Here is a 20207-nt window from a genome sequence, read left to right as displayed (position 1 = left end):
TTTATACGATAATCCCCATCTGTCTGGCACGTTTGACGGCTTGCGCGCGACGGCTCACACCGATCTTTCCATAGATTCGATTGAGGTACCATTTCACAGATCCCTCTGTGAGCCCGACGGCATCAGCTATCTCACGATTAAGTTGACCGTTGCCGACGCGTCGCAAGATATCGACCTCACGTTCGGTAAGCGCGTCGAGCGCAGAAATCAGGTCGCTTTCGCCGAAGAACCGGTCGGTCTTGGCGGCGTTGGATGGCAAATTGCCTTGTTCGCCGTTCCACCGCTGGACCAGCATCGCTAGATAGCCGTCGAGACTCGACCCCTCCTCTCCCGTGGCGCCGTCGACGCCGCGCCCCGCGAGGAGCGACATGACGACTTCGCCGCCGTCGAGAAAGCTGCGTACGAGTCCGGCGTCGCGACCGTGCAGCGCCGCCCCGAGCAGCGTGCGACGCGCCTGGCTGCGGTCGCCGTTCAATGCCTCCAAAGTCGCCGCGCGTACGCTCCATCGCACTGCCGCGGTTCGCCAGCCGCCTTTCAAGTAGAGATCCGCCCAGCGGCTGGCGACTACTGCGGCGTTGGCGAACTCGCCTCGCGCTTGCGCAAGCCGGACCGCCAGCAGCGCTCTTGCCTCATCCAGCAGCGATTTCTGAGCGGCGGGGAAATGGTCCTTCAACTCGGTCGAGACGTCACCTCGGCGAACGAAACGACCGATGCGATCCAGCCTGCCTTCGAGTAGGTAATGCCGAGCCGCTTCGGCAGCGACAGAGAGGCGGAGCCGTTCGAAACCATGCGCCGACGCGAGCGCCGCTGCATCGGCGAGGAGGTGTTCCACGATCTGCGTTTCTTTGCCGATCTGACGCAGGCGAACGGCAACCATCAGGCTCGCCACGCGCTGGTCGACATAGCCTAGCCCACGGCCGAGCTCCTCGTAGGTAGCGATAAGCCGCGCGGCCTCGGTACGGTCGTCCCTCTCGTAATGGACTTCCGCCATGAGCAAGCCTGGGATCGCCGCGAGCTCCGAGGTCTCACCCGCCAATCGCTGGGCCGAAGCCATGGCGAGTTCGAGCGCCGGCAATGCGCGCGACAGGTCCCCGCGGCGAAGGAGCGCCAGTCCGACCACCGAATGGTGCCAGATCCGAACGAAGATGCTGCCGGTCCTGCGGTAGTGCTGCTGCGCTTGTGCGTCGAGATCGTCGATCTCGCATCGGGCCGGCCGCTGCAGGCCGTGATACAGATGCGACGTGTAGACTGTGCCGAGAATGTAGTGATCGGAGATGGGTTCCGCCGTTTCGAGCTGAGCAAGCAGTTCTCTCGTCTCGGTCATCCGGTCGGTGAACAGCGCGAGCATCATTTCGCGATGGATTTGCAGGAATTGCAGCGATGCGCGATCGGTGCGATCGTCGACGCCGGCCTCGTCGAGTTGCCTCAGGCGGTCTCGGCTGGCGGCCAGGACGTCTTCCGCCTCCGAGAAGCGCCAACTGATGATCAAGAGCCAGGCCTGCGTGAAAAGGATGTGGGGGAACTTGTTGAGCGCCGCGGCGGGTAGTTGTTCGGCGAGTCCGACGAACGATCGTAGCTCTCCGCTGTAGAACATCGATTGGCAACGGCGATCGAGGATCAGCGCTGCGAGGTAGGGGTCGTTCGCGAGCATCGCATGTTCGAACGCTTCGGGGAGCAGGTCGTTGTCAGCGAACCAGCGTGCGGCTTCTCCGCACCGCCGCGCCATGCCGCCGGGCTCACGCGCCTCGAGTCGACGCTTCAGAAAGTCGCTGAACAGATGGTGATAGCGATACCACTGCCCGTCCTCGTCGAGCGCGACCAGAAACAACCCCGCCGATTCGATTTCGGCGAGAAGGCCGGCAGCGTCCTTGTTACCCGTCACTGCGTTCGCCAACGACGCGCAGACACGACCCAGACACGCCGTCGAAAGAAGAAATTCCTGCACCTCTGGTGAGCGATTGTTGAAAACCTCTTCGGCGAAGAAGGCGGCATATTTTCGCCGGCTTCCCTTCTCCGGTTCCAGCAACGGCACGTCGTCGCCGTCGGCGATGGCGAGGCTGAGAAGCCGCAGGCCGGTCGCCCAGCCTTCTGTCGACGCGTTGATCCGGGCGATGTCGTCCCGCGAGAGATGAGTCTGGCCGGCCTGCTGAAGAAACGCTTCGGTCTCCTCGTCGGCGAACCGCAGGTCGTGTTCGTAGAGCTCGACCAGCTCGCCTCGCGACCGCAGCCGCGCCAGCGGCAGGTCGTGCACCTCGCGCGACCCCATGATGATGTGAGCGTTGCCGGGAAGGTCGCGCAATAACGCGACGAGCGCGCTCTTCGCCTCCGACCGCAATAGAAAATGGAGATCGTCCAAGAAGATGAAGACGTCGCTGTCGATCGTCGCGATGGCGTCGCTGATCGCCGCGACCAGCACGTTGTTGGCCGCGAATCCTTCGGCCGACAGCAAGACCTTGATCTCCTCGATCGTGACGTCGGCCGCTTCCAGCGCTTTCGCCAATGCCTCGAACAGATCGCGCGAATCTCCGATCGTCGCGTCGATCGGGACCCATAAAGCTATTCCCCGTTCCTTGCTCAGCCGCCGATACCACTCGGCGAGCAAGGTGGTTTTCCCATAGCCGGCGGCGGCTTGCACTAGCGTGACCTTGGCGTCCCGGATCGCCGACTCACGATCGAGCAGCCGCTCGCGCTGTACGAGGAGCGCGGAACTCGCCGGCGGCCGATACCTAACGCGGGCGGTACGCATCACGCATTTCCGGAAAAAACGTCCTTACCAACCTTCGTTAGGTGACCGGGGTGCCACGCGGTCGTTAGCCTGTCAATTGCATGAAGTTCCTGACCGGTCGCTGACCTCATCAGGGAGAGTCGCGCAACGCAGCCAGACGCCAAGATCTGGCCAGGAGGGGATAGACAATGGCTGACCAGATCACGGATACCGTTTGCCCGCGCCGCCGTCTTCGCATCGGCGGTCTGCACCAGCTGCTGCTCTGCAGCGCCATGGCGATCTTCCCGGCTTCGGGCGCTTTCGCGCAGGCGACACCGGGGCCGGACGCCCCCGCGCCGCAGACTGGCACTACGGCAGCCCCCCAGACGAGCGAGGCCGACGAGGATTCGCTGACAGGCGACATCATCGTCACCGCGAACCGGCGCAACGAGAGCGCGCAAAGGACCGCGCTTTCCATCACGGCGTTCAATGGTGACCAGTTGACGCGTCTGGGAGTGACGAACGCGAGCGACATCGCGAAGATCACGCCGGCGGTCAGCATATATCAGATCCATCCGTCGGTCACGAATATCAACATCCGTGGCGTGTCGCAAAACTACTTTGCCGACCATCTGGAGGCGCCGATCGCCGTCTATGTCGACGATGCCTATATCGGCTCGACGAGCGCGATCGGCGTGCGCAGCTATGACCTCGAGCGCGTCGAAGTGCTTCGCGGACCGCAGGGCACCCTGTTCGGACGCAACGCGACCGGCGGCCTCATCCAATACGTGTCCAAGGGCCCGACCGAAACGCTGAGCGCCTACTTCCAGGTCACCGGCGGCGGCTATGAATATGGCAACGGCTTCGTGCAGACCGAAGGTGCGATCGGCGGCCCGATTGCTAACGGCGTTCGCGCGCGCTTCTCGTTCGCCACCAACAACGACGAGGGCCCCTGGCACAACGGCGTCGGGGCCAATCCGGGTAACACCAACGAATATGCGGCGCGTCTCCAGTTCGAATTCGACCTGGGCCCGAAGACGACGCTGAAACTGATCGGCTCCACCGACCTCAACCGCGACTCGCGTGGCGCCGCCTACACGACGCAGGCGGCGGGTGTCGGGCCGAACCAGCTTGGCTTCCCGCTCGCCCCCAATCAGATCGGCACGTACGTGAATCTGGCGGCGTTGCCGACGCTCGCCTTCATCAATTCGCCCTGCGCAGGTTGTGACCTGACCGGCTACCGCCAGGGATCGAACCCGTTCCGCATCAATTTGAGCAATCCCGGCGAGTTCGATCGCAGCATCTACTCGATCACCGGCAAACTCACCCATGATTTCGATGGCGTGACCCTGACTGGGGTCAGCAACTACCAGAACATCAAGAAGATATTCTCGCTCGACAGCGACGGTGGTCCGTCCCATCTGTTCGATTACGGCACCGAGATGAAATATGATCAGTTTTCGCAGGAGCTGCGGCTAAACGGCAGCTCGTCAAAGCTGAAGTGGGTGACAGGTGCCTACTATCTCGACATGAATGGTCGCTACGGCGTCGATGGACTGTTCGACCTCGGTCCCTATATCGGGCTCACCTGCACCGCTCCGGCCTGCACCGCCGGCTCGCCGGTTACGGATGCCTTCCGCGCCGACTACACGCTCAAGGTCCATAGCTGGTCGGTGTTCGGGCAAGCGGACTATTACGTCACGCCCGAATTCTACGTCACCGCGGGGCTCCGCTACACGCACGATCGCAAAAAATTCGACTATCGCTGGCGCGACCAACTCGGCTTCCAGACGGTGCTGACGGGCGGACCGGCGAACGTCGTCTACAATCCATCGACTGACCCGACCGCGGACCGATCCTTCAACAACGTGTCGGCCAAGGCGCAGTTGAACTACGCGCCCGACGCAAACACGCTTTTCTACGCCGGCTATACCCGAGGGCATAAGGGCGGCAACTGGTCGGGTCCGATCTTCCCGCCGATCGATGTCTCCTCGCTTCCACACAGGCAGGAGGTTCTGACCTCCTACGAAGCGGGCGCAAAGATCAGGTTCCTCGACGGCCGCGCGACGCTGAACGGATCGGTGTTCTACTACGACTATAAGGACTATCAGGCGTTCGCGATCGTCAATCTCGTTCAAAAGATCTTTAACGTCGACGCGACCAACTATGGCGGCGAGGTCGAATTCAAGGTCAATCCGACCCGCGGCCTCGACCTGGCGGTGTCGGCCGCCGTCAGCCACAGCAAGGTGAAGGACGTCCCACTACCCGACGGCGCGTTGGCGGATCGCGAATTGCCCAACGCCCCAGGACTCTCGCTGACCGGGTTCGCGCGGTACTCCTTCGACGCGCTCGGCGGTAAGCTCGCCGGCCAGGCGAACGTCAACTATGTCGGATCGCATTATCTGACTGCACTCAATGAACCGACCAACTTCCAGAAGGCGTATACGACGGTCGACTTGCGGGTGGACTACACCTTCCCGGGCGATCGTTGGAACGTCGCCGCCTTCGTGCGCAACGTGAACAACGAGAAGTACCGCATCTGGGGTCTCGACGTGTCGGCGTTGAGCTACGCGGCGAGCATCTACGGCCAGCCTCGCACCTTCGGCGTGACGCTCGGCTGGAAGTATTGAACCACCCGATGTCTCCCTTTTATTTCGCAAGAGATCCACGACATGGCAACGCAACCATCCGGCTCACCCCCGACGACTGACATCGACCTGTTCGCGGACGAAACCCTGCTCGACCCGTACGAGTCTTATCGAACCTGGCGAGACGCCGGTCCTGCTGTATGGTCGACCAGACACGAGGTCTGGATCCTGTCTCGGTTCGACGACGTCAAGCGCGCGTTGGCCGACAACGAGACCTACATTTCGGGCAAGGGCGTCGGCCTGTACGGACCTGCCAATGAGGCGCTTGAGGGTACGGTGATCGCCAGCGATCCGCCCGAACATGGCGCTCTCCGTCGCGTGCTGGCCGATCGCATGTCGCCCCGCGGGATCCGTGCTCTGCAGCCCGAGGTCGAAGCGGCGGCGAACTCCCTCGTTGACAGCATCGTCGCGAAGGGGTCCTTCGACGCGATGCCCGACCTGGCTCGGAAGTTTCCGCTGATGGTGATGGCCGACCTCATCGGGCTGCCCGGAGACGATCATGGCAGCTTGCTCGGCTGGGCCGATGCCGGCTTCAACACGTTCGGCCCGGCGAACGATCGTGCAGTCTCTTCGATGCCGATCGTCGGCGAGATGTTCGGCTACATCGCGAGCCTCGACGCCGACCCGTCGAAGTTGCGCGAAGGCAGCATGGGGCGCGAGATCTACGAGGCGTCCGAGCGCGGCGAACTTAAGTTCGAGCAGTGCGGGCGTCTCATGGCGGCCTATCTGATGGCGGGACTCGACACCACCATCTCTTCGATCGCCAACGCCGTCTGGCTGTTCGGACGGAATCCCGAGCAGTGGACGATCGCAAGGAGCGACCCCGCGCGCATACCGCACGTCTACAACGAGATCCTGCGCATCGAGTCGCCAGTCCAAACGTTCCGACGGACGCTGACGAAGGACGTCCAATTGGGCGATGCGCTGATGCGCGAGGGCGACGCCGTCCTGCTGCTCTACGGTTCGGCCAACCGGGACGAACGCCATTGGCAAGATCCGGACAAGTTCGACGTGCGACGTCGCTCCGCCGATCACCTCGCGCTCGGTTTCGGGATCCACAATTGCGCGGGGCAGGGCGTCGCCCGTCTCGAGGCGCACTCGCTGCTCGCGGCGCTGGCGCGCAAGGTCGAGCGGTTCGAGGTCGGGACGCCGAAGCGCCACCTGAACAATCTGATCCGCAACTTCGACAGTCTGCCCGTGACGCTGGTGCCGGCAGCGGAGATGGAAAATGCCTGAGAAGCCCCGTGTTCTCCTGATCGTCACGCAGGATACCAAGAAGATCGAAGGCGCGTTCCTTCGCGACTGCCTGGAGGAAGCCGGCTGCGAGGTCATCCACCTCGATCCCAGCGTCCGCCAGACGGTCGGCGGCGCCGAAATCGGACCTGACGAAGTCGCCGCGGCCGCCGGGAAGTCGATCGAGGAGATCCGGGCGATCGGTCACGAGGGCAAGATCCAATTGGAGATGATCGCCGGCGCGACCAAGCTGGCGCTTGCCCGCCATGAGCAGACTCCCTTGTCGGGGATCATCTCGATCGGCGGGTCTATGGGCACGACCCTGGGTACCGCGGTGATGCGCGCGTTCCCCTACGGCATGCCGAAGGTGATGATCTCGACCCTGGCCTCCGGGTTCACGGTGCCGTTCGTGGGCATCAAGGACATCGTGATGCACAATTCGGTGTGCGACATATCCGGCATCAACAGCATCACCCGCGACGTGTACCGCAACGGCGCGTTCGCCGTGGCCGGCATGGCGCGGCATTACGCGCCCGGCGTCGCCGAGAACAAGCCGCTCGTCCTCGTGAGTACGCTCGGCACGACCGAGAAGGGGATGCGCCGCCTGCGCGAAAGTCTCGAAGCCGACGGCTACGAGGTGATGGTGTTCCATACCACCGGCATGGGCGGCCAGACGCTCGACGCGATCGCCTCCGAGCGGGATGTCGCCGCCATCGTCGACATGTCGCTGGTCGAAGTGAACGACCTTTTGCACCAGGGAATCTGCAGCGCGGGGCCCGACCGCTCGAAAGCGGGGCCCAAACGCGGAATTCCCGTCGTCTTCGCCCCCGGCAACATCGATTTCTATATCATGCCGTCACCGATGGCGGTCGGCGACGATCCCTTCGATGGCCGCCGGTTCCACATCCACAACGCTGCGCTCACGGCCGTCAGAACGGGTGAAAAGGACTTGGAGATGCTCGCCGATCACATGGCCGAGCTGGTGCGCGGCGCGAAGGGACCGGTACGCTTCTACGTTCCGCTTCATGGCTTCTCTAGCCACGACAGCGAGGAAGGGAAACTGCACGATCCGTCGCTGCCGCCCAAGTTCGCGGAGTATGTCGAGAAGGTCATGCCCGACAACGTCGATGTCCGCACGTTCGACGCTCATATCAACGATGCGGCCTTCGGTGACGCGCTGGCCGACGCCGTGCGCGAGATGGTTGCCAATAAGATCGAAGCATGAGCACCGAGCCCATTCTTACCCCCGAAGATGTCGCCGACATCGTCGCCATTCTCGATGGCACGTCGTACGAGCGTATCGACATCACCACGAGCCGGTTCACCCTGCGCGTCGCGCGGTCGGGTGACGGCTGGACGCAGGACTGGTCCTGGAAGCAGGATGAGGATGCCCAGGCAGCATCGGCAGGCCCGATCGAGCCGCTGTCGTCGGGCAGTGCGACCGGGGTGCCCGATGACGGCACTGTCGCCGTGCGATCTCCCTTGCCCGGCGTGTTCTATCGTTCGCCTCAGCCTGGTGCGGCGCCGTTCGTCGACGTCGGCGACACCGTCGCACCGGACACGGTCGTCGGCATTATCGAAACGATGAAGCTCATGAACCCCGTCCACGCCGGCATCGCCGGCACGGTGGCCTCCTGGTCGGTCGACAATGCCGAGCAGGTCGATAAGGACGGAGTCATTCTGCGCGTCACGCCGGTGCCGGCGTGATCAAGCGGCTCTTCATCGCCAATCGCGGCGAAATCGCGCTGCGCATCATACGAACGGCGCGTCGGATGGGGATCACCACGATCCTCGGCGTATCGGAAGCGGATCGCCAGTCGATGCCGGCGCGCGCCGCCGACGAGACTGTCCTGGTCGGGCCGGCCCGGTCGAGTGACAGCTATCTCTCGATCGAGCGCGTGGTCGCGGCGGCCCGGGCGGCTCGCGCCGACGCCGTGCATCCGGGCTATGGCTTCCTGTCCGAAAATGCTGCGTTCGCCGAAGCGCTTGCCGAAGCCGGGATAATCTTCGTCGGACCCGAGCTGGCCAGCCTGCGTGCGATGGGTGACAAGCTGATGGCACGGAAGGTCGGGATCGAGGCCGGCCTGCCGGTGGTCCCGGGCGGCGAGGCGGCCGACAAGGACGCCGCACGCGCCCGTGCCGGAGAAACCGGCTACCCGCTGTTGCTCAAAGCCGTTTCCGGCGGCGGCGGGCGAGGGATGAAGCGCGTGGACGCGCCCGAGCAGCTGGATTCGCAAATCGACATGGCGATGGCCGAGGCGCTCGCCGCGTTCGGCGATGCTCGCGTCTATGTCGAGCGCTACATCGCACGCGGCCGACACGTAGAGGTCCAGGTGCTCGGCGACGGCGTCGATGCGATCCACCTCGGCACCCGCGACTGCTCGATTCAGCGACGCTTCCAGAAGCTCGTCGAGGAAGCGCCGGCGCCGGGCATCCCGCGCGAGAAGCACGAAGCCCTGATGGAGGCCGCGGTCCGGCTCACGCGCCATCTTGGCTATCGCGGCGCCGGGACGGTCGAGTTTCTCGTCGATGCCGAGACGTTCGACTTCTTCTTTCTCGAGATGAACGCGCGCATTCAGGTCGAGCATCCGGTCACGGAAGCGATCACCGGCGTGGATTTGATCGAGCAACAATTGTTGGTCGCGGACGGCCAGCGGCTCGGCCTCGCCCAGGACGACGTTTCGATCACCGGTCACGCCATCGAGACGCGTATCAACGCGGAAGAATGGACGGCCGACTTCCGGCCGTCGCCCGGAACGGTGCAGCGGGCGGCGTGGCCTGCCGGCGCCGGCATCCGAGTCGATAGCCACATCGCGAGCGGCGACGAAGTCCCGCCGTTCTACGACTCGCTGATCGGTAAGCTGATCGTCCTTGGAACCGACCGCGCTGAAGCGGTCGAACGCCTCGACGGTGCGCTTCGGGCCATGCAGATCGAAGGGGTCGCGACCACCGTCGACCTTCACGGCCGGATCGTAGCCGATCCCCGCTTCCGCGCGGGCGGCGTCGACACGCGCTTTTTCGAAGGACTGGCACATGGCTGAAATCGGCCTCGTCGACGTCTCCATGCGAGACGGGAATCAAAGCTGTGGGGCGCGACCGGTCTGCGGTCCGCGCAGATGCTGGAGATCGCGGGGAAGCTCGACCGAGCCGGCTTCCGCGCGATCGACTTCACGTCTTCGAGCCACATGGCGGTGGCGGTTCGCTACTTTCGGGACAATCCATGGGAGCGTATCCGGCGGATGCGCGCCGCGATGCCGCGAACGCCGCTGCAATTCATCACGACTGGCCTGCGCTTCATCGCCTGGCAGCAGGCCGATCCCGACTTCATGCGGATCGTCTACCGGCGCTTGCAGGCTAACGGCATCCGTCGGTTCGTGATGCTGGACCCGATGCATGACGTCGCCGCCGTTTTGGAGGCAGCACGCATCGTCAAGGAAGAGGGCGATGCGGAGGTGATGGCCGCTCTCACCTTCACACTGTCCGACGTTCACGACGATGCGTTCTACGCCAACTTCGCCGCGCAGCTGGCGGGCAGCCCTGACATCGATCTGTTCTACATCAAGGATCCGGGGGGCTTGCTGTCCCCGGAGCGCGCGAAGACGCTGGCACCTGCGATCAAGGCGTCGATCGGCGACAAGGCGCTCGAGATCCATCCGCATTGCACGATCGGCTTCGGCCCCGTCGCGGCATTGTCCGCGGTCGAGACCGGCGCGGTCTCCGCCGTGCACGTCGGGATCGGCCCGCTCGGCGACGGCAGCTCGCTGCCCGAAGCCGGTCGCATGCTCGCGAACCTCGCGGAGGCCGGTCATCCGGTACCGGTCGACGCCGGGCTGCTCTCCGAGATCAGCGACTATTGGTGGCGGCTCGCGCGGGCGGAGAAGCTGGAACCTGGCACCCCGCAGAGCTACGATGCGAGTTTTCTGCGGCACCAGATCGCCGGCGGCGTGATGACGACGACCAAGCGCCAGTTGCAGGAACTCAACCTGCTGCACCGTCTGCCTGAAGTCATCGCCGAAACCGAGCGGGTGCGATCCGAGCTCGGCCAGCCGATCATGGTGACGCCGTTCCCGCAGATGGTCATGAGCCAGGCTCTGTTCAACGTCATCGGCACGGGCCGGTATGCCCAAGTGTCCGATCAAGTGCTCCGCTACGTGATGGGGAAATTCGGTCGGCCGACGCGGCCGGTCGATCCCGTGGTCGAAGCCGCGATCCTCAACCGCAACCGGGCTGCGGAAATCGCCGCGGAGCCGGATTTTCCGACACTCGCCGATCTGCGCCGCCGCTTCGGCGCGTCCATGGACGACGAGGAATTCCTGCTGCGTGCGGTGATGCCCGGCGAGCAGGTCGATGCGATGCTCGCGGCGGGGCCCAGCTTGGCGCGGTACAATCCGGGGGCCGTCCCCATGCTTGAGTTGCTGCGCGCGCTCGCCGCCCGCCCGGCCGCCAGAGACATCGTCGTCGAGCGCCCGGGGTTGCGTTTGGCGCTTCACGCGGGAGACGCAATTGCCTGAGCTCTCTCCCTTGTTGGCGGACAGGATCGCCGCGGCGTCGGCGTTCGTCTTCGACATGGACGGCACGCTGGTGCTCGGCGACGCCGCGAGCGGCGGGCATCAGTCCTTGCCTGGTGCCGCTGCGCTGCTGTCCGAGTTGAGGGTGCGCGGCACGCCGTTTCGTGTTTTCACCAACGGCACGGCAAAGCCACCCGAAGTCTACGCATCGAGCCTGCGCCACGCCGGGCTCGACGTCGCCGACCACGAGATGATGACGCCGTCCACGGCCGCCGCAGCCTGGTTCGTGGCCAAGGGGATAAAGCGCGTCCGCGTCCTCGGCCTCGCGGGCGTTCAGGCGCCGTTGATCGAGGCGGGCCTCGACGTGATCGGTCCTTCGGAAAAGGCGGAAGGGGTCGAGGCGGTCTACACCGGCTGGTTTCGCGAATTCACGTTCCCGGACCTCGAAGCGGCATACAAGGACGTGTGGGCGGGCGCGATGTTGACGACCGCGTCGAACGTACCGTTCTTTGCGACAGCGGGTGGTCGCGCGATCGGCGCGAGTTATGCGATCAACGCGATGATCCGCGCAATGACGGGCAAGCGCGCCAAGGTCCTCGGGAAGCCGTCGCGCGAGGCCCTTCGCAGCGCACTGACGCTTATGAAATTGCCGGTCTCCGCCGAGGCGTCGACGGTGATCGTCGGCGACGATCCCGCGCTCGAAATGCGCATGGCGCGCTCGGCTGGGGCGATCGGTGTGGCTGTCACGACCGGGCTGTGCAGCCGCGACGACTTCATGGCGCGCGGTTCGCCGGAGCGGGCTGACGCGATCCTGCCGGGACTGCAACCGATCCTGGAGGCCCTGAACTGATGTACGTCAACCGCCGGCGGGTCACCATCGAATGGGGCGACTGCGATCCCGCCGGGATCGTTTTCTATCCGCGCTACTTCGCCATGTTCGACGCGTCCACCGCGCATCTCTTTGCAGCGGTGCTCGGAATGCACAAACGCGAAATGATCGCCAAGTTCGAGATGATCGGCTTCCCAATGGTCGACACGGCAGCTCGCTTCTTCGTCCCGAGCAAGTTCGGCGACGAAGTGACGATCGAGACCCAGGCGACGGACCTCGGCCGTAGCAGCTTCGGCATTTCACACCGCGTGTTCCGCACAGGTGGCGTGCTGGCGATCGAGGCGACCGAGAAGCGGGTCTGGGCCGGTGTTCATCCCGAAGATCCGCATCGCATCACTGGTATTCCCATTCCCGAAATCGTTCGCGCGGCGCTCGAAAGCGGGCCGCTCGAGCGTCAACCCTGACTGGAGTAGACATGTCGAAGGTAATGATCACGGTGGCGCCGACCGGCGGCATGGCGTCCAAGGCGCAGAACCCGAACCTGCCCACGCAACCGGGCGAGATCGCCGAGTCGGTGTACAAGAGCTTCAAGGCGGGCGCGTGCATCGCGGCCCTGCACGCGCGTCGGCCCGATGACGGCGCGACGTGCAACGCCGACATCTACCGCGACATCAACGAGCGCATTCGAGCCAAATGCGACATCGTCATCAACAACTCGACCGGCGGCGGCTCCAGCGGCGACATGCTCATCGAGCGCCAGGACGGCCTTTACGAGTCCAGCTTCGAGGAACGATTGAAGGGTTGCGAGGCCGGTGCCGAAATGGCCACATTCGACGGCATGACGTTCGTGGATGTGCACGGCGGGAAGGAAATTCTCGTTATCACGCCGCCTAGCCGTTGCGAGACGCTCGTCAAGCGCATGACCGATCGTGGCATAAAACCGGAGTGGGAAGTCTTCGCGCCGAACCACATCCTGCAGGACGTCACCCGCCTGATCCAGAAAGGCTATGACAAGCCGCCTTACTACATCAACATGGTCCTCGGCGCCGACAAGGGCTTCCAGGGCGCGATGCCTTACAGTCACGACGTGCTGACCGCGATGGTCGCGGCGCTTCCGCCGCAATCGATCTTCTGCGTATCGGCGATCGGGCCGGCGCAATTGCCCGCGACCACGCAGGCGATGCTGTTGGGCGGTCATGTCCGCGTAGGCCTCGAGGACAACAACTATTTCAGCAAGGGCGTGCTCGCGACCAACGAGATGCTCGTCGAGCGCACGGTGGGCATCGCCAAGGCGCTAGGACTGCAGCCGACGTCCCCCGCCGAAGCGCGCGACATTCTAGGACTCGCCCAGCGGTGAGAGCATCACGATCAACCGGCGAGGCTTCGATGACTGATTTGTCGGCGATGTTCCGTCTTACCGGCCGTACGGCGATCGTCACCGGCGCCGCTGGCGGGCTGGGGCGCGCGATCGCGGTCGGGCTCGCGGAAGCGGGCGCCGACGTCGCGGTTATGGACATCGACGCGGCGGGATTGGGAGCGACGGCCGCCGCGATCCGAACCGGCGGACGGCAGTCCATTGAGATCGTCGTCGATGTCGGCGACGAGGCGGCGGTCGAAGCAGCCTTCGCCGAGTTCGACCGCGGATTCGAGCGGCTCGACATCCTGGTTAACAATGCGGGGATCGCGGACACCGTGCCCGCGCCCCTTCACGATTGCCCCACCGATGTCTGGCATAAGGTGACCGCAGTGAACCTGCACGGTGTCTTCCATTGCGCACGCGCAGGACTGAACCGCATGTTGCCACGCCACAGCGGGAAAGTCGTCAATGTCGCTTCGATGTGGGGTCTGGCGGGAAGTTCGAGCGTCGCGCCGCTACCGGCCTATGCTGCGACCAAGGGAGCTGTCGTCAATCTGACGCGCGAACTAGCGCTCGAATATGCGCCACACGGCATCACCGTGAACGCGATCTGTCCCGGCTTCTTCCGCACGGCATTGGGTCCCTATGACGATCCAGATTTTCTCGCCGCGACGCAGGGTTTCACGCCGGCAGGGCGGATCGCCGAGGCCGACGAGATCAAGGGCACCGCGGTGTATCTCGCCTCGCGGGCGTCGGATTTCGTGACCGGTGCGACCTTGGTCGTCGACGGGGGATGCATGGCGAAATGACCGGTGCGTCGACGGATTGGTCGCTCGAGGCGATCCGCGGGCTTTTCGAGCTTCCGTTTCTCGACCTGGTGGCTCGTGCGCACGACGTGCATGGCCGACATCATGCGGCGAACGAAGTCCAGCTATCGACCCTGCTGTCGATCAAGACCGGGGGATGCGTTGAGGATTGCGGCTATTGCAGCCAATCGATCAAGGCGAAGTCGGGGCTGAAGGCCGAGAGGCTGGCGAGCGCCGACGCCGTAGTCGCCGCTGCTCGCGCGGCCAAGGCGGCCGGTTCGACGCGGTTTTGCATGGGCGCGGCCTGGCGGAGTCCGAAGGAACGCGACATGCCCGCGCTGCTTGCCATGGTGGCGGAGGTCAAGGCGCTGGGCCTGGAGACCTGCATGACCTTGGGCATGCTCGATGACGGACAGGCGGAGCGCTTTGCAGGCGCGGGCCTGGATTTCTACAACCACAACATCGACACCAGCCCCGCATATTACGATCGCGTCATCACGACGCGGACCTTCCAGGATCGGCTCGAGACGCTCGAGCGCGTTCGCGCCGCCGGCATCGCCGTCTGTTGCGGAGGCATTCTCGGCATGGGGGAGAGCCGGGAAGACCGCGTGGCATTCATCCACGCGCTCGTCTCCTTGCCCGAACCACCGCAGAGCGTTCCGCTGAACGCGCTCGTTCCCATCGCGGGGACGGCGTTGGGTGACCGGCTATCGACTTCGCAGCAGGTGCGGATCGACGACATCGAGTTCGTCCGCACCGTCGCCGTCGCCCGCATCGCGATGCCGAGGTCGATGGTCCGGCTGTCGGCAGGTCGCGAAAGCATGTCGGATGCCACGCAGGCGCTCTGCTTCTTGGCCGGCGCCAATTCGATCTTCACCGGCGATCGGCTGCTCACCACGAGCAACGCCGGAGCCGGCGCCGATGCGGACCTGTTCCGAAAACTGGGACTGACGCCGTCATCGCTGCCAGAAAGCGCCGCCGGTCGCGAGGCCGGTCGTCTCGATTATGAAATGGAGAGAATTTGATGAAGTCGCGTGCAGCCGTCGCGTTCGAAGCCAAGAGGCCGCTGGAGATCGTCGAGGTTGATCTCGAGGGACCGAAGGCGGGCGAGGTGCTCGTCGAGATCATGGCGACGGGGATCTGCCACACCGACGCCTATACCCTCGATGGCTTTGACAGCGAAGGACTGTTTCCCTCGATTCTCGGTCATGAAGGCGCGGGCGTCGTGCGCGAGGTGGGGGCGGGCGTCACCAGCGTGTCCCCGGGCGACCATGTCATCCCGCTCTACACACCGGAATGCCGCCGGTGCAAATCGTGCCTGTCGGGCAAGACGAACCTGTGCACGGCGATCCGTGCCACGCAGGGGAAGGGGCTGATGCCCGACGGGACGAGCCGGTTCAGCTACAAGGGCCAGCCGATCTTCCACTACATGGGCTGCTCGACCTTCTCGAACTTCACTGTCCTGCCCGAAATCGCCGTCGCCAAGATCCGCCAGGACGCGCCGTTCCAGACCAGCTGCTACGTCGGCTGCGGCGTCACGACCGGCGTCGGTGCGGTGACCAATACCGCCAAGGTCCAGGCGGGCGACAATGTCGTGGTGTTCGGGCTCGGCGGGATCGGGCTCAACGTCATCCAGGGCGCGAGGATGGTCGGCGCGGGCAAGATCATCGGCGTCGATATCAATCCCGATCGCGAGGAATGGGGCCGCAAGTTCGGTATGACCGACTTCCTCAACTCCAAGGGCCTGAGCCGCGAAGAGACGATCGCAAAGCTCCTCGAACTGACCGACGGCGGCGCCGATTACACCTTCGACGCCACGGGTAATACCGAAGTGATGCGGACCGCGCTGGAGGCATGTCATCGCGGCTGGGGCACCAGCATCATCATCGGCGTCGCCGAAGCCGGCAAGGAGATCGCGACGCGGCCATTCCAGCTCGTCACCGGGCGCAACTGGCGCGGCACTGCGTTCGGCGGGGCGAAGGGCAGGACCGACGTGCCCAAGATCGTCGACTGGTACATGCAGGGGAAGATCGCGATCGACCCGATGATCACGCACGTCCTCGGCCTTGAAGAAATCAACAGGGGATTCGACTTGATGCACGCAGGGCAGAGCATTCGTAGCGTGGTGGTCTACTGACATGGCCAGCTTCTTCGTCACGACGCGCGAGCGCGAAGTCATCGAGGTGGAGGGGATCGACGGACTGTCGGTCATGGAGCTCATCCGGGACGCCGGAATCGACGAACTGCTCGCCCAGTGCGGCGGTTGCCTGTCGTGCGCCACCTGCCACGTTCAGGTCGATCCGGCCGATAGCGACCGTCTGCCGCCGATGAAGCCGGATGAAGACTATCTGCTCGACAGTTCGGATCATCGCGTCGCGACATCGCGATTGTCCTGCCAGCTGCCTTTTTCCAGCGAGCTCGACGGTCTGCGCGTCACGATCGCCCCCGAGGGCTGACGGGTACCACGGTATTCGAACGCGTGGCTAAGTCCGCGCGGTCGACAGGAGACTGAGTGTGGCGGTCATTTCAGGGGATGGGATCTTCACTCGCGCGATGCTCCGGGCCAGGGACCTTGATGCCTCGGCGAGGTTCTACGATGCCGCATTGTCTCCCCTCGGGTGGAAGATCCTCGGCCCGTTCGACGACGAGAGGATGCCTTGGGACAGGAACAAGCCCGCGTTCCCGGTCGTGCGGCCCGGTACCGGCGAGGCGTCGTCAAGCGGCGTGACGATCGGGTTCGCGGCGGAAGCGACCCGGGGCGTCGACGCCTTTCAAGCGGCGGGGCTCGCGGCCGGCGGCACCGACGAGGGCGCGCCAGGACAACGCAGGCATCTGCCCGGGGCCCATGCGGCCTATCTTCGGGACCCAGGCGGCAACAGAGTGTGCGGCTATGCCTTCGGCGACGGCAACTGACCGGTGGAGGAGGTCAGCACCAACCTGGCCTTTGGCGGCGTCCAGGGCGTCTATCGCCACCCCTCCTCGGCGACCGGCACCGACATGACCTTTTCGGTGTTCGTTCCCGCCCATCCGGCGGGACAGACACTGCCGGTGGTATGGTTTCTGTCGGGCCTCACCTGTACGCACGCCAACGTGACCGAGAAGGGCGAGTACCGCAGGGCGTGCGCGGAGCTCGGCCTCATCTTCGTGGCACCCGATACCAGTCCGCGCGGCCAGAATGTCCCCGACGATCCTCTCGGCAGCTACGATTTCGGCCTGGGTGCCGGTTATTACGTCGACGCGACCGAACCCCCGTTTTCGGCGAACTATCGGATGAGATCCTATTTCGAGGAACTCTCCACGCTCGTGTTCGACCGGTTTCCCGGCGATCCGTCGCGCCAGGCGATCATGGGCCATTCGATGGGCGGCCACGGTGCGCTGACCATAGGTTTGTCCGAGCCGGGCCGCTTTCAATCGGTGAGCGCCTTCGCACCCATCGTGGCGCCGACCCAGGTGCCGTGGGGAATCAAGGCGCTCCGCGGTTATCTCGGGCACGACCGCGCCACCTGGCGATCACACGATGCCGTCGCCCTGATCGAGGACGGCGCGCGCGTGCCCGTCATCCTCGTCGATCAGGGAACGGATGATCAGTTCCTGACCGAGCAGCTGCGGCCCGATCTCCTCGAGAATGCGTGTCGCGAGGCCGGTATTCCGCTGACGCTTCGGCGCCAGGCCGGATACGATCACAGCTATTACTTCATCTCGAGCTTCATGGCGGATCATCTGCGTTGGCACGCCGCGCGACTTGGAGGCGCGGCACGATGATGCGGAGCGACCCTCGCCACTTCGACGTGGTGATCGTCGGCGCGGGACATGCCGGTTCCCAGCTCGCCATCGCGCTTCGCCAGCGCAAGTTCCAAGGGTCGATCGCGTTGCTGGGCGACGAGGGCGATCCGCCTTATGAACGACCGCCGCTTTCGAAGGAATATCTGTCGGGCGAGAAGACGTTCGATCGACTGTTGATCCGGCCGCTTGAATTCTGGGCTGTCCGCGACGTCACGCTCCTGCTGTCACGGCGGGCTGACGCGGTGGATCCCGCCGCTCGGACGCTGCAGGTTTCCGATGGCACGACGATTTCCTACGGCAAGCTCGTCTGGGCGACCGGTGGGCAGCCGCGTCGATTGACGTGTTCCGGGCACGACCTGCGTGGTGTTCACGCCGTCCGCTCTCGCGCCGACGTCGACCGCCTGATCGCCGAACTGCCGTCGGTGACTCGCGTGATCGTGATCGGTGGCGGCTATATCGGCCTTGAAGCCGCGGCGGTGCTCACCAAGCTTGGCAAACCCGTCACCGTGCTCGAGGCGCAGGACCGCGTTCTCGCGCGCGTCGCTGGCGAGGAACTGTCGCGGTTCTACGAGGAGGAGCACCGGTCGCACGGCGTCGATCTGCGTACAGGCGTGTCGATCGAATGCATCGACGAAGAAGCGGGTGCCGCGTGCGGTGTCCGGTTGGCAGACGGTTCGACGATCGCCGGCGAGATGGTCATCGTCGGAATCGGCATCGTTCCGGCGGTCGCACCATTGGTCACCGCAGGGGCGAGAAGCGCAAACGGGGTCTGGGTCGACGAGTTCTGCCGCACCAGTCTCGATGACGTCTATGCCTTGGGCGACTGTGCGGCGCATGCCAACCGGTATGCAGACGGAGCGGTGATCCGGCTGGAATCGGTTCAGAACGCGAACGACCAGGCGGCGACGGTGGCCAAGGCGCTGATGGGCGAGTTCGAAGCCTATGACGCGGTGCCCTGGTTCTGGTCCAATCAGTATGATCTGAAGCTCCAGACCATCGGGCTTTCCACTGGTTTCGATGCCACCGTCGTCCGTGGCGACCGGGCGGCACGCAGCTTCTCGATCGTCTATCTGCGCGCCAGCCGCGTGATCGCGCTCGACTGCGTCAATTCGACCAAGGACTACGTGCAAGGGCGGGCGCTCGTCGCCACAGGTGCGGTACTGAGCCCGACCCGATTGGCCGACGCAAGCGTACCGCTCAAGGAGATGGTCCCCGCAGCGTAGCCCGTCGGGGGAAACGTCCCCGCGCGCCGGTTCTTCTTGCTGTACCTACACACTCACCGCTTGTTCGAAATCTTGCCAGTCCCATCGCATCCCGACACACGATCCTATGACCGAAACAGCTCCAGTACCCACTTCGAACGGCTCCGAAGAGGCTGTTTCCCGAGCGCTCGAGGATAACCTCGAGCGGTTGTCCCGAGCAAATCGGCGCCGTCGCCTGATACTGCAGCGAGGCTCCGCTTTTTCGTCGAATGACTATATCGGTTTGAGCCGCACGCCCCGTCTGGCGCGAGCGGTCGTCGAGACGATCGGGCGCGGGGTCGGGGTCGGCTTGGGCGGCTCGCGCCTGTTGCGCGGCAGCGACCCGGAGCATGAAGCGCTCGAGCACGAGGCTGCGGCGTGGTTCGGCAGCGAGACGGCGTTGTATTTCGCGACGGGCTATGCCGCAAACGCCGCTCTGTTCGCGACGTTGCCCCAGCGCGGCGATCTGATCGTTTACGATGTCCTCATCCACGCGAGCGCGCATGAAGGCGTGAAACTCAGCCGTGCCGACGCCTTGGCGGCTGGCCACAACGATGCCGGCTGTATCGACGACGCGATTGTGCAGTGGCGCGCGGGCGGCGTGTCGGGCGGCCGTGGATCGCCGTCGAAAGCCTTTACAGCATGGATGGCGACGAGGCGCCGCTTCACGACCTCGCCGATATCGCCGCGCGACATGACGGCGTTCTGATGATCGACGAAGCGCATGCGACCGGCGTCTTCGATCGCATCGCCGGGCGCGAAACGCCATGGCGCGTCATTCCGGCAGAGTTCGGGGTCGATGGCTTCTTCGGCCGCCATGAGCATCACTATGTCTATTGGCGGGTCTTGTCCGATGGTTCGGTTGGCATCGTGACGGTGCTGCACGAGCGCATGCATCAGATGGACCGGTTTCGCGAAGATATCGCGCCCTGAGCGCAGCAAGATCGGGAAAGCCGCAAAACCGCCCTCCCCGCGCCATTTTCGCACTTACCATAATCAAACATTATGGTAAGTATATGGTTGCGAAAGCGGCAGGGAAGGGCAAATTCACCGATGATGACGAGCCAGGATAAACCATGCGGCACAGATGTGCCGCGC

Annotated in this window: 17 protein-coding genes and 2 pseudogenes; 18 read left to right on the top strand and 1 reads right to left on the bottom strand. The window is 64.5% G+C overall.

Annotated features, from left to right (window positions below; translation table 11 throughout):
* Position 1 precedes the first annotated feature (1 nt).
* Complete coding sequence (locus D2V17_RS11315) at positions 2-2746, bottom strand: winged helix-turn-helix domain-containing protein (protein WP_022684065.1); 2745 nt, start codon at positions 2744-2746, stop codon at positions 2-4.
* Between the two features lie 167 nt (positions 2747-2913).
* Between D2V17_RS11315 and D2V17_RS11310 the strand changes: the two genes are divergently transcribed.
* The 18 genes and pseudogenes from D2V17_RS11310 to D2V17_RS21770 all read left to right on the top strand — a co-directional run.
* On the top strand, positions 2914-5334 hold the full coding sequence (locus D2V17_RS11310) for a TonB-dependent receptor (RefSeq protein WP_022684064.1): 2421 nt from the start codon (positions 2914-2916) through the stop codon (positions 5332-5334).
* Between the two features lie 42 nt (positions 5335-5376).
* Positions 5377-6588 (top strand): cytochrome P450, encoded by a 1212-nt coding sequence (locus D2V17_RS11305; protein ID WP_022684063.1) that lies wholly within the window; start codon positions 5377-5379, stop codon positions 6586-6588.
* Positions 6581-7810 (top strand): Tm-1-like ATP-binding domain-containing protein, encoded by a 1230-nt coding sequence (locus D2V17_RS11300; RefSeq protein ID WP_022684062.1) that lies wholly within the window; start codon positions 6581-6583, stop codon positions 7808-7810. The genes D2V17_RS11305 and D2V17_RS11300 overlap by 8 nt, the downstream gene beginning before the upstream one ends.
* Complete coding sequence (locus D2V17_RS11295) at positions 7807-8292, top strand: acetyl-CoA carboxylase biotin carboxyl carrier protein (protein ID WP_022684061.1); 486 nt, start codon at positions 7807-7809, stop codon at positions 8290-8292. The genes D2V17_RS11300 and D2V17_RS11295 overlap by 4 nt, the downstream gene beginning before the upstream one ends.
* On the top strand, positions 8289-9626 hold the full coding sequence (locus tag D2V17_RS11290) for an acetyl-CoA carboxylase biotin carboxylase subunit (protein WP_022684060.1): 1338 nt from the start codon (positions 8289-8291) through the stop codon (positions 9624-9626). Before D2V17_RS11295 ends, D2V17_RS11290 begins: the two co-directional genes overlap by 4 nt.
* 75 nt (positions 9627-9701) lie before the next feature.
* Complete coding sequence (locus tag D2V17_RS11285) at positions 9702-11096, top strand: biotin carboxyl carrier protein (protein ID WP_238564978.1); 1395 nt, start codon at positions 9702-9704, stop codon at positions 11094-11096.
* Positions 11097-11109: 13 nt separating this feature from the next.
* Entirely contained in the window at positions 11110-11943 is an 834-nt protein-coding gene (locus D2V17_RS11280) for an HAD-IIA family hydrolase (protein WP_245978680.1), read from the top strand.
* Positions 11943-12386 (top strand): acyl-CoA thioesterase, encoded by a 444-nt coding sequence (locus D2V17_RS11275; RefSeq protein ID WP_022684058.1) that lies wholly within the window; start codon positions 11943-11945, stop codon positions 12384-12386. The genes D2V17_RS11280 and D2V17_RS11275 overlap by 1 nt, the downstream gene beginning before the upstream one ends.
* 11 nt (positions 12387-12397) lie before the next feature.
* Complete coding sequence (locus D2V17_RS11270) at positions 12398-13279, top strand: beta-keto acid cleavage family enzyme (protein WP_022684057.1); 882 nt, start codon at positions 12398-12400, stop codon at positions 13277-13279.
* A gap of 29 nt (positions 13280-13308) precedes the next feature.
* Positions 13309-14088, top strand: coding sequence for an SDR family NAD(P)-dependent oxidoreductase (locus D2V17_RS11265; RefSeq protein ID WP_022684056.1), 780 nt, complete (start codon positions 13309-13311; stop codon positions 14086-14088).
* Positions 14085-15110, top strand: coding sequence for a biotin synthase BioB (gene bioB, locus D2V17_RS11260; RefSeq protein WP_022684055.1), 1026 nt, complete (start codon positions 14085-14087; stop codon positions 15108-15110). Before D2V17_RS11265 ends, bioB begins: the two co-directional genes overlap by 4 nt.
* The gene (locus D2V17_RS11255) at positions 15110-16222 is read left to right on the top strand and encodes an S-(hydroxymethyl)glutathione dehydrogenase/class III alcohol dehydrogenase (RefSeq protein WP_022684054.1); all 1113 of its coding nucleotides are present in this window, start codon (positions 15110-15112) and stop codon (positions 16220-16222) included. Before bioB ends, D2V17_RS11255 begins: the two co-directional genes overlap by 1 nt.
* A 1-nt stretch (position 16223) precedes the next feature.
* Positions 16224-16541, top strand: a complete 318-nt coding sequence (locus tag D2V17_RS11250) for a 2Fe-2S iron-sulfur cluster-binding protein (RefSeq protein WP_022684053.1) — start codon at positions 16224-16226, stop codon at positions 16539-16541.
* A gap of 58 nt (positions 16542-16599) precedes the next feature.
* Complete coding sequence (locus D2V17_RS11245) at positions 16600-16998, top strand: VOC family protein (RefSeq protein WP_022684052.1); 399 nt, start codon at positions 16600-16602, stop codon at positions 16996-16998.
* 3 nt (positions 16999-17001) lie between these two features.
* Positions 17002-17847 (top strand): S-formylglutathione hydrolase, encoded by an 846-nt coding sequence (gene fghA, locus D2V17_RS11240; RefSeq protein ID WP_022684051.1) that lies wholly within the window; start codon positions 17002-17004, stop codon positions 17845-17847.
* Positions 17844-19091: an NAD(P)/FAD-dependent oxidoreductase gene (locus tag D2V17_RS11235; protein ID WP_022684050.1), complete on the top strand. Its 1248-nt coding sequence runs from the start codon at positions 17844-17846 to the stop codon at positions 19089-19091. The genes fghA and D2V17_RS11235 overlap by 4 nt, the downstream gene beginning before the upstream one ends.
* A 106-nt stretch (positions 19092-19197) precedes the next feature.
* Positions 19198-19850, top strand: a pseudogene (locus D2V17_RS11230) (aminotransferase class I/II-fold pyridoxal phosphate-dependent enzyme); the annotation flags it as partial.
* A pseudogene (locus D2V17_RS21770) lies at positions 19848-20042 on the top strand (type II toxin-antitoxin system RelE/ParE family toxin); the annotation flags it as partial. The pseudogenes D2V17_RS11230 and D2V17_RS21770, both read left to right, overlap by 3 nt.
* Positions 20043-20207: the final 165 nt, after the last annotated feature.

Origin of the sequence: Aurantiacibacter xanthus (assembly GCF_003584015.1) — a bacterium.
GTDB classification, from domain to species: Bacteria; Pseudomonadota; Alphaproteobacteria; order Sphingomonadales; family Sphingomonadaceae; genus Alteraurantiacibacter; species Alteraurantiacibacter xanthus.
The sequence above is the reverse complement of the archived record's forward strand: the minus strand, read 5'-3'. Positions and strand labels throughout refer to the sequence as shown.

Coding starts and splice junctions, on each gene's coding strand:
- D2V17_RS11315 (WP_022684065.1), bottom strand. CDS start 2,746: ATGCGTACCGCCCGCGTTAGGTATCGGCCGCCGGCGAGTTCCGCGCTC.
- D2V17_RS11310 (WP_022684064.1), top strand. CDS start 2,914: ATGGCTGACCAGATCACGGATACCGTTTGCCCGCGCCGCCGTCTTCGC.
- D2V17_RS11305 (WP_022684063.1), top strand. CDS start 5,377: ATGGCAACGCAACCATCCGGCTCACCCCCGACGACTGACATCGACCTG.
- D2V17_RS11300 (WP_022684062.1), top strand. CDS start 6,581: ATGCCTGAGAAGCCCCGTGTTCTCCTGATCGTCACGCAGGATACCAAG.
- D2V17_RS11295 (WP_022684061.1), top strand. CDS start 7,807: ATGAGCACCGAGCCCATTCTTACCCCCGAAGATGTCGCCGACATCGTC.
- D2V17_RS11285 (WP_238564978.1), top strand. CDS start 9,702: ATGCTGGAGATCGCGGGGAAGCTCGACCGAGCCGGCTTCCGCGCGATC.
- D2V17_RS11275 (WP_022684058.1), top strand. CDS start 11,943: ATGTACGTCAACCGCCGGCGGGTCACCATCGAATGGGGCGACTGCGAT.
- D2V17_RS11270 (WP_022684057.1), top strand. CDS start 12,398: ATGTCGAAGGTAATGATCACGGTGGCGCCGACCGGCGGCATGGCGTCC.
- D2V17_RS11265 (WP_022684056.1), top strand. CDS start 13,309: ATGACTGATTTGTCGGCGATGTTCCGTCTTACCGGCCGTACGGCGATC.
- bioB (WP_022684055.1), top strand. CDS start 14,085: ATGACCGGTGCGTCGACGGATTGGTCGCTCGAGGCGATCCGCGGGCTT.
- D2V17_RS11255 (WP_022684054.1), top strand. CDS start 15,110: ATGAAGTCGCGTGCAGCCGTCGCGTTCGAAGCCAAGAGGCCGCTGGAG.
- D2V17_RS11250 (WP_022684053.1), top strand. CDS start 16,224: ATGGCCAGCTTCTTCGTCACGACGCGCGAGCGCGAAGTCATCGAGGTG.
- D2V17_RS11235 (WP_022684050.1), top strand. CDS start 17,844: ATGATGCGGAGCGACCCTCGCCACTTCGACGTGGTGATCGTCGGCGCG.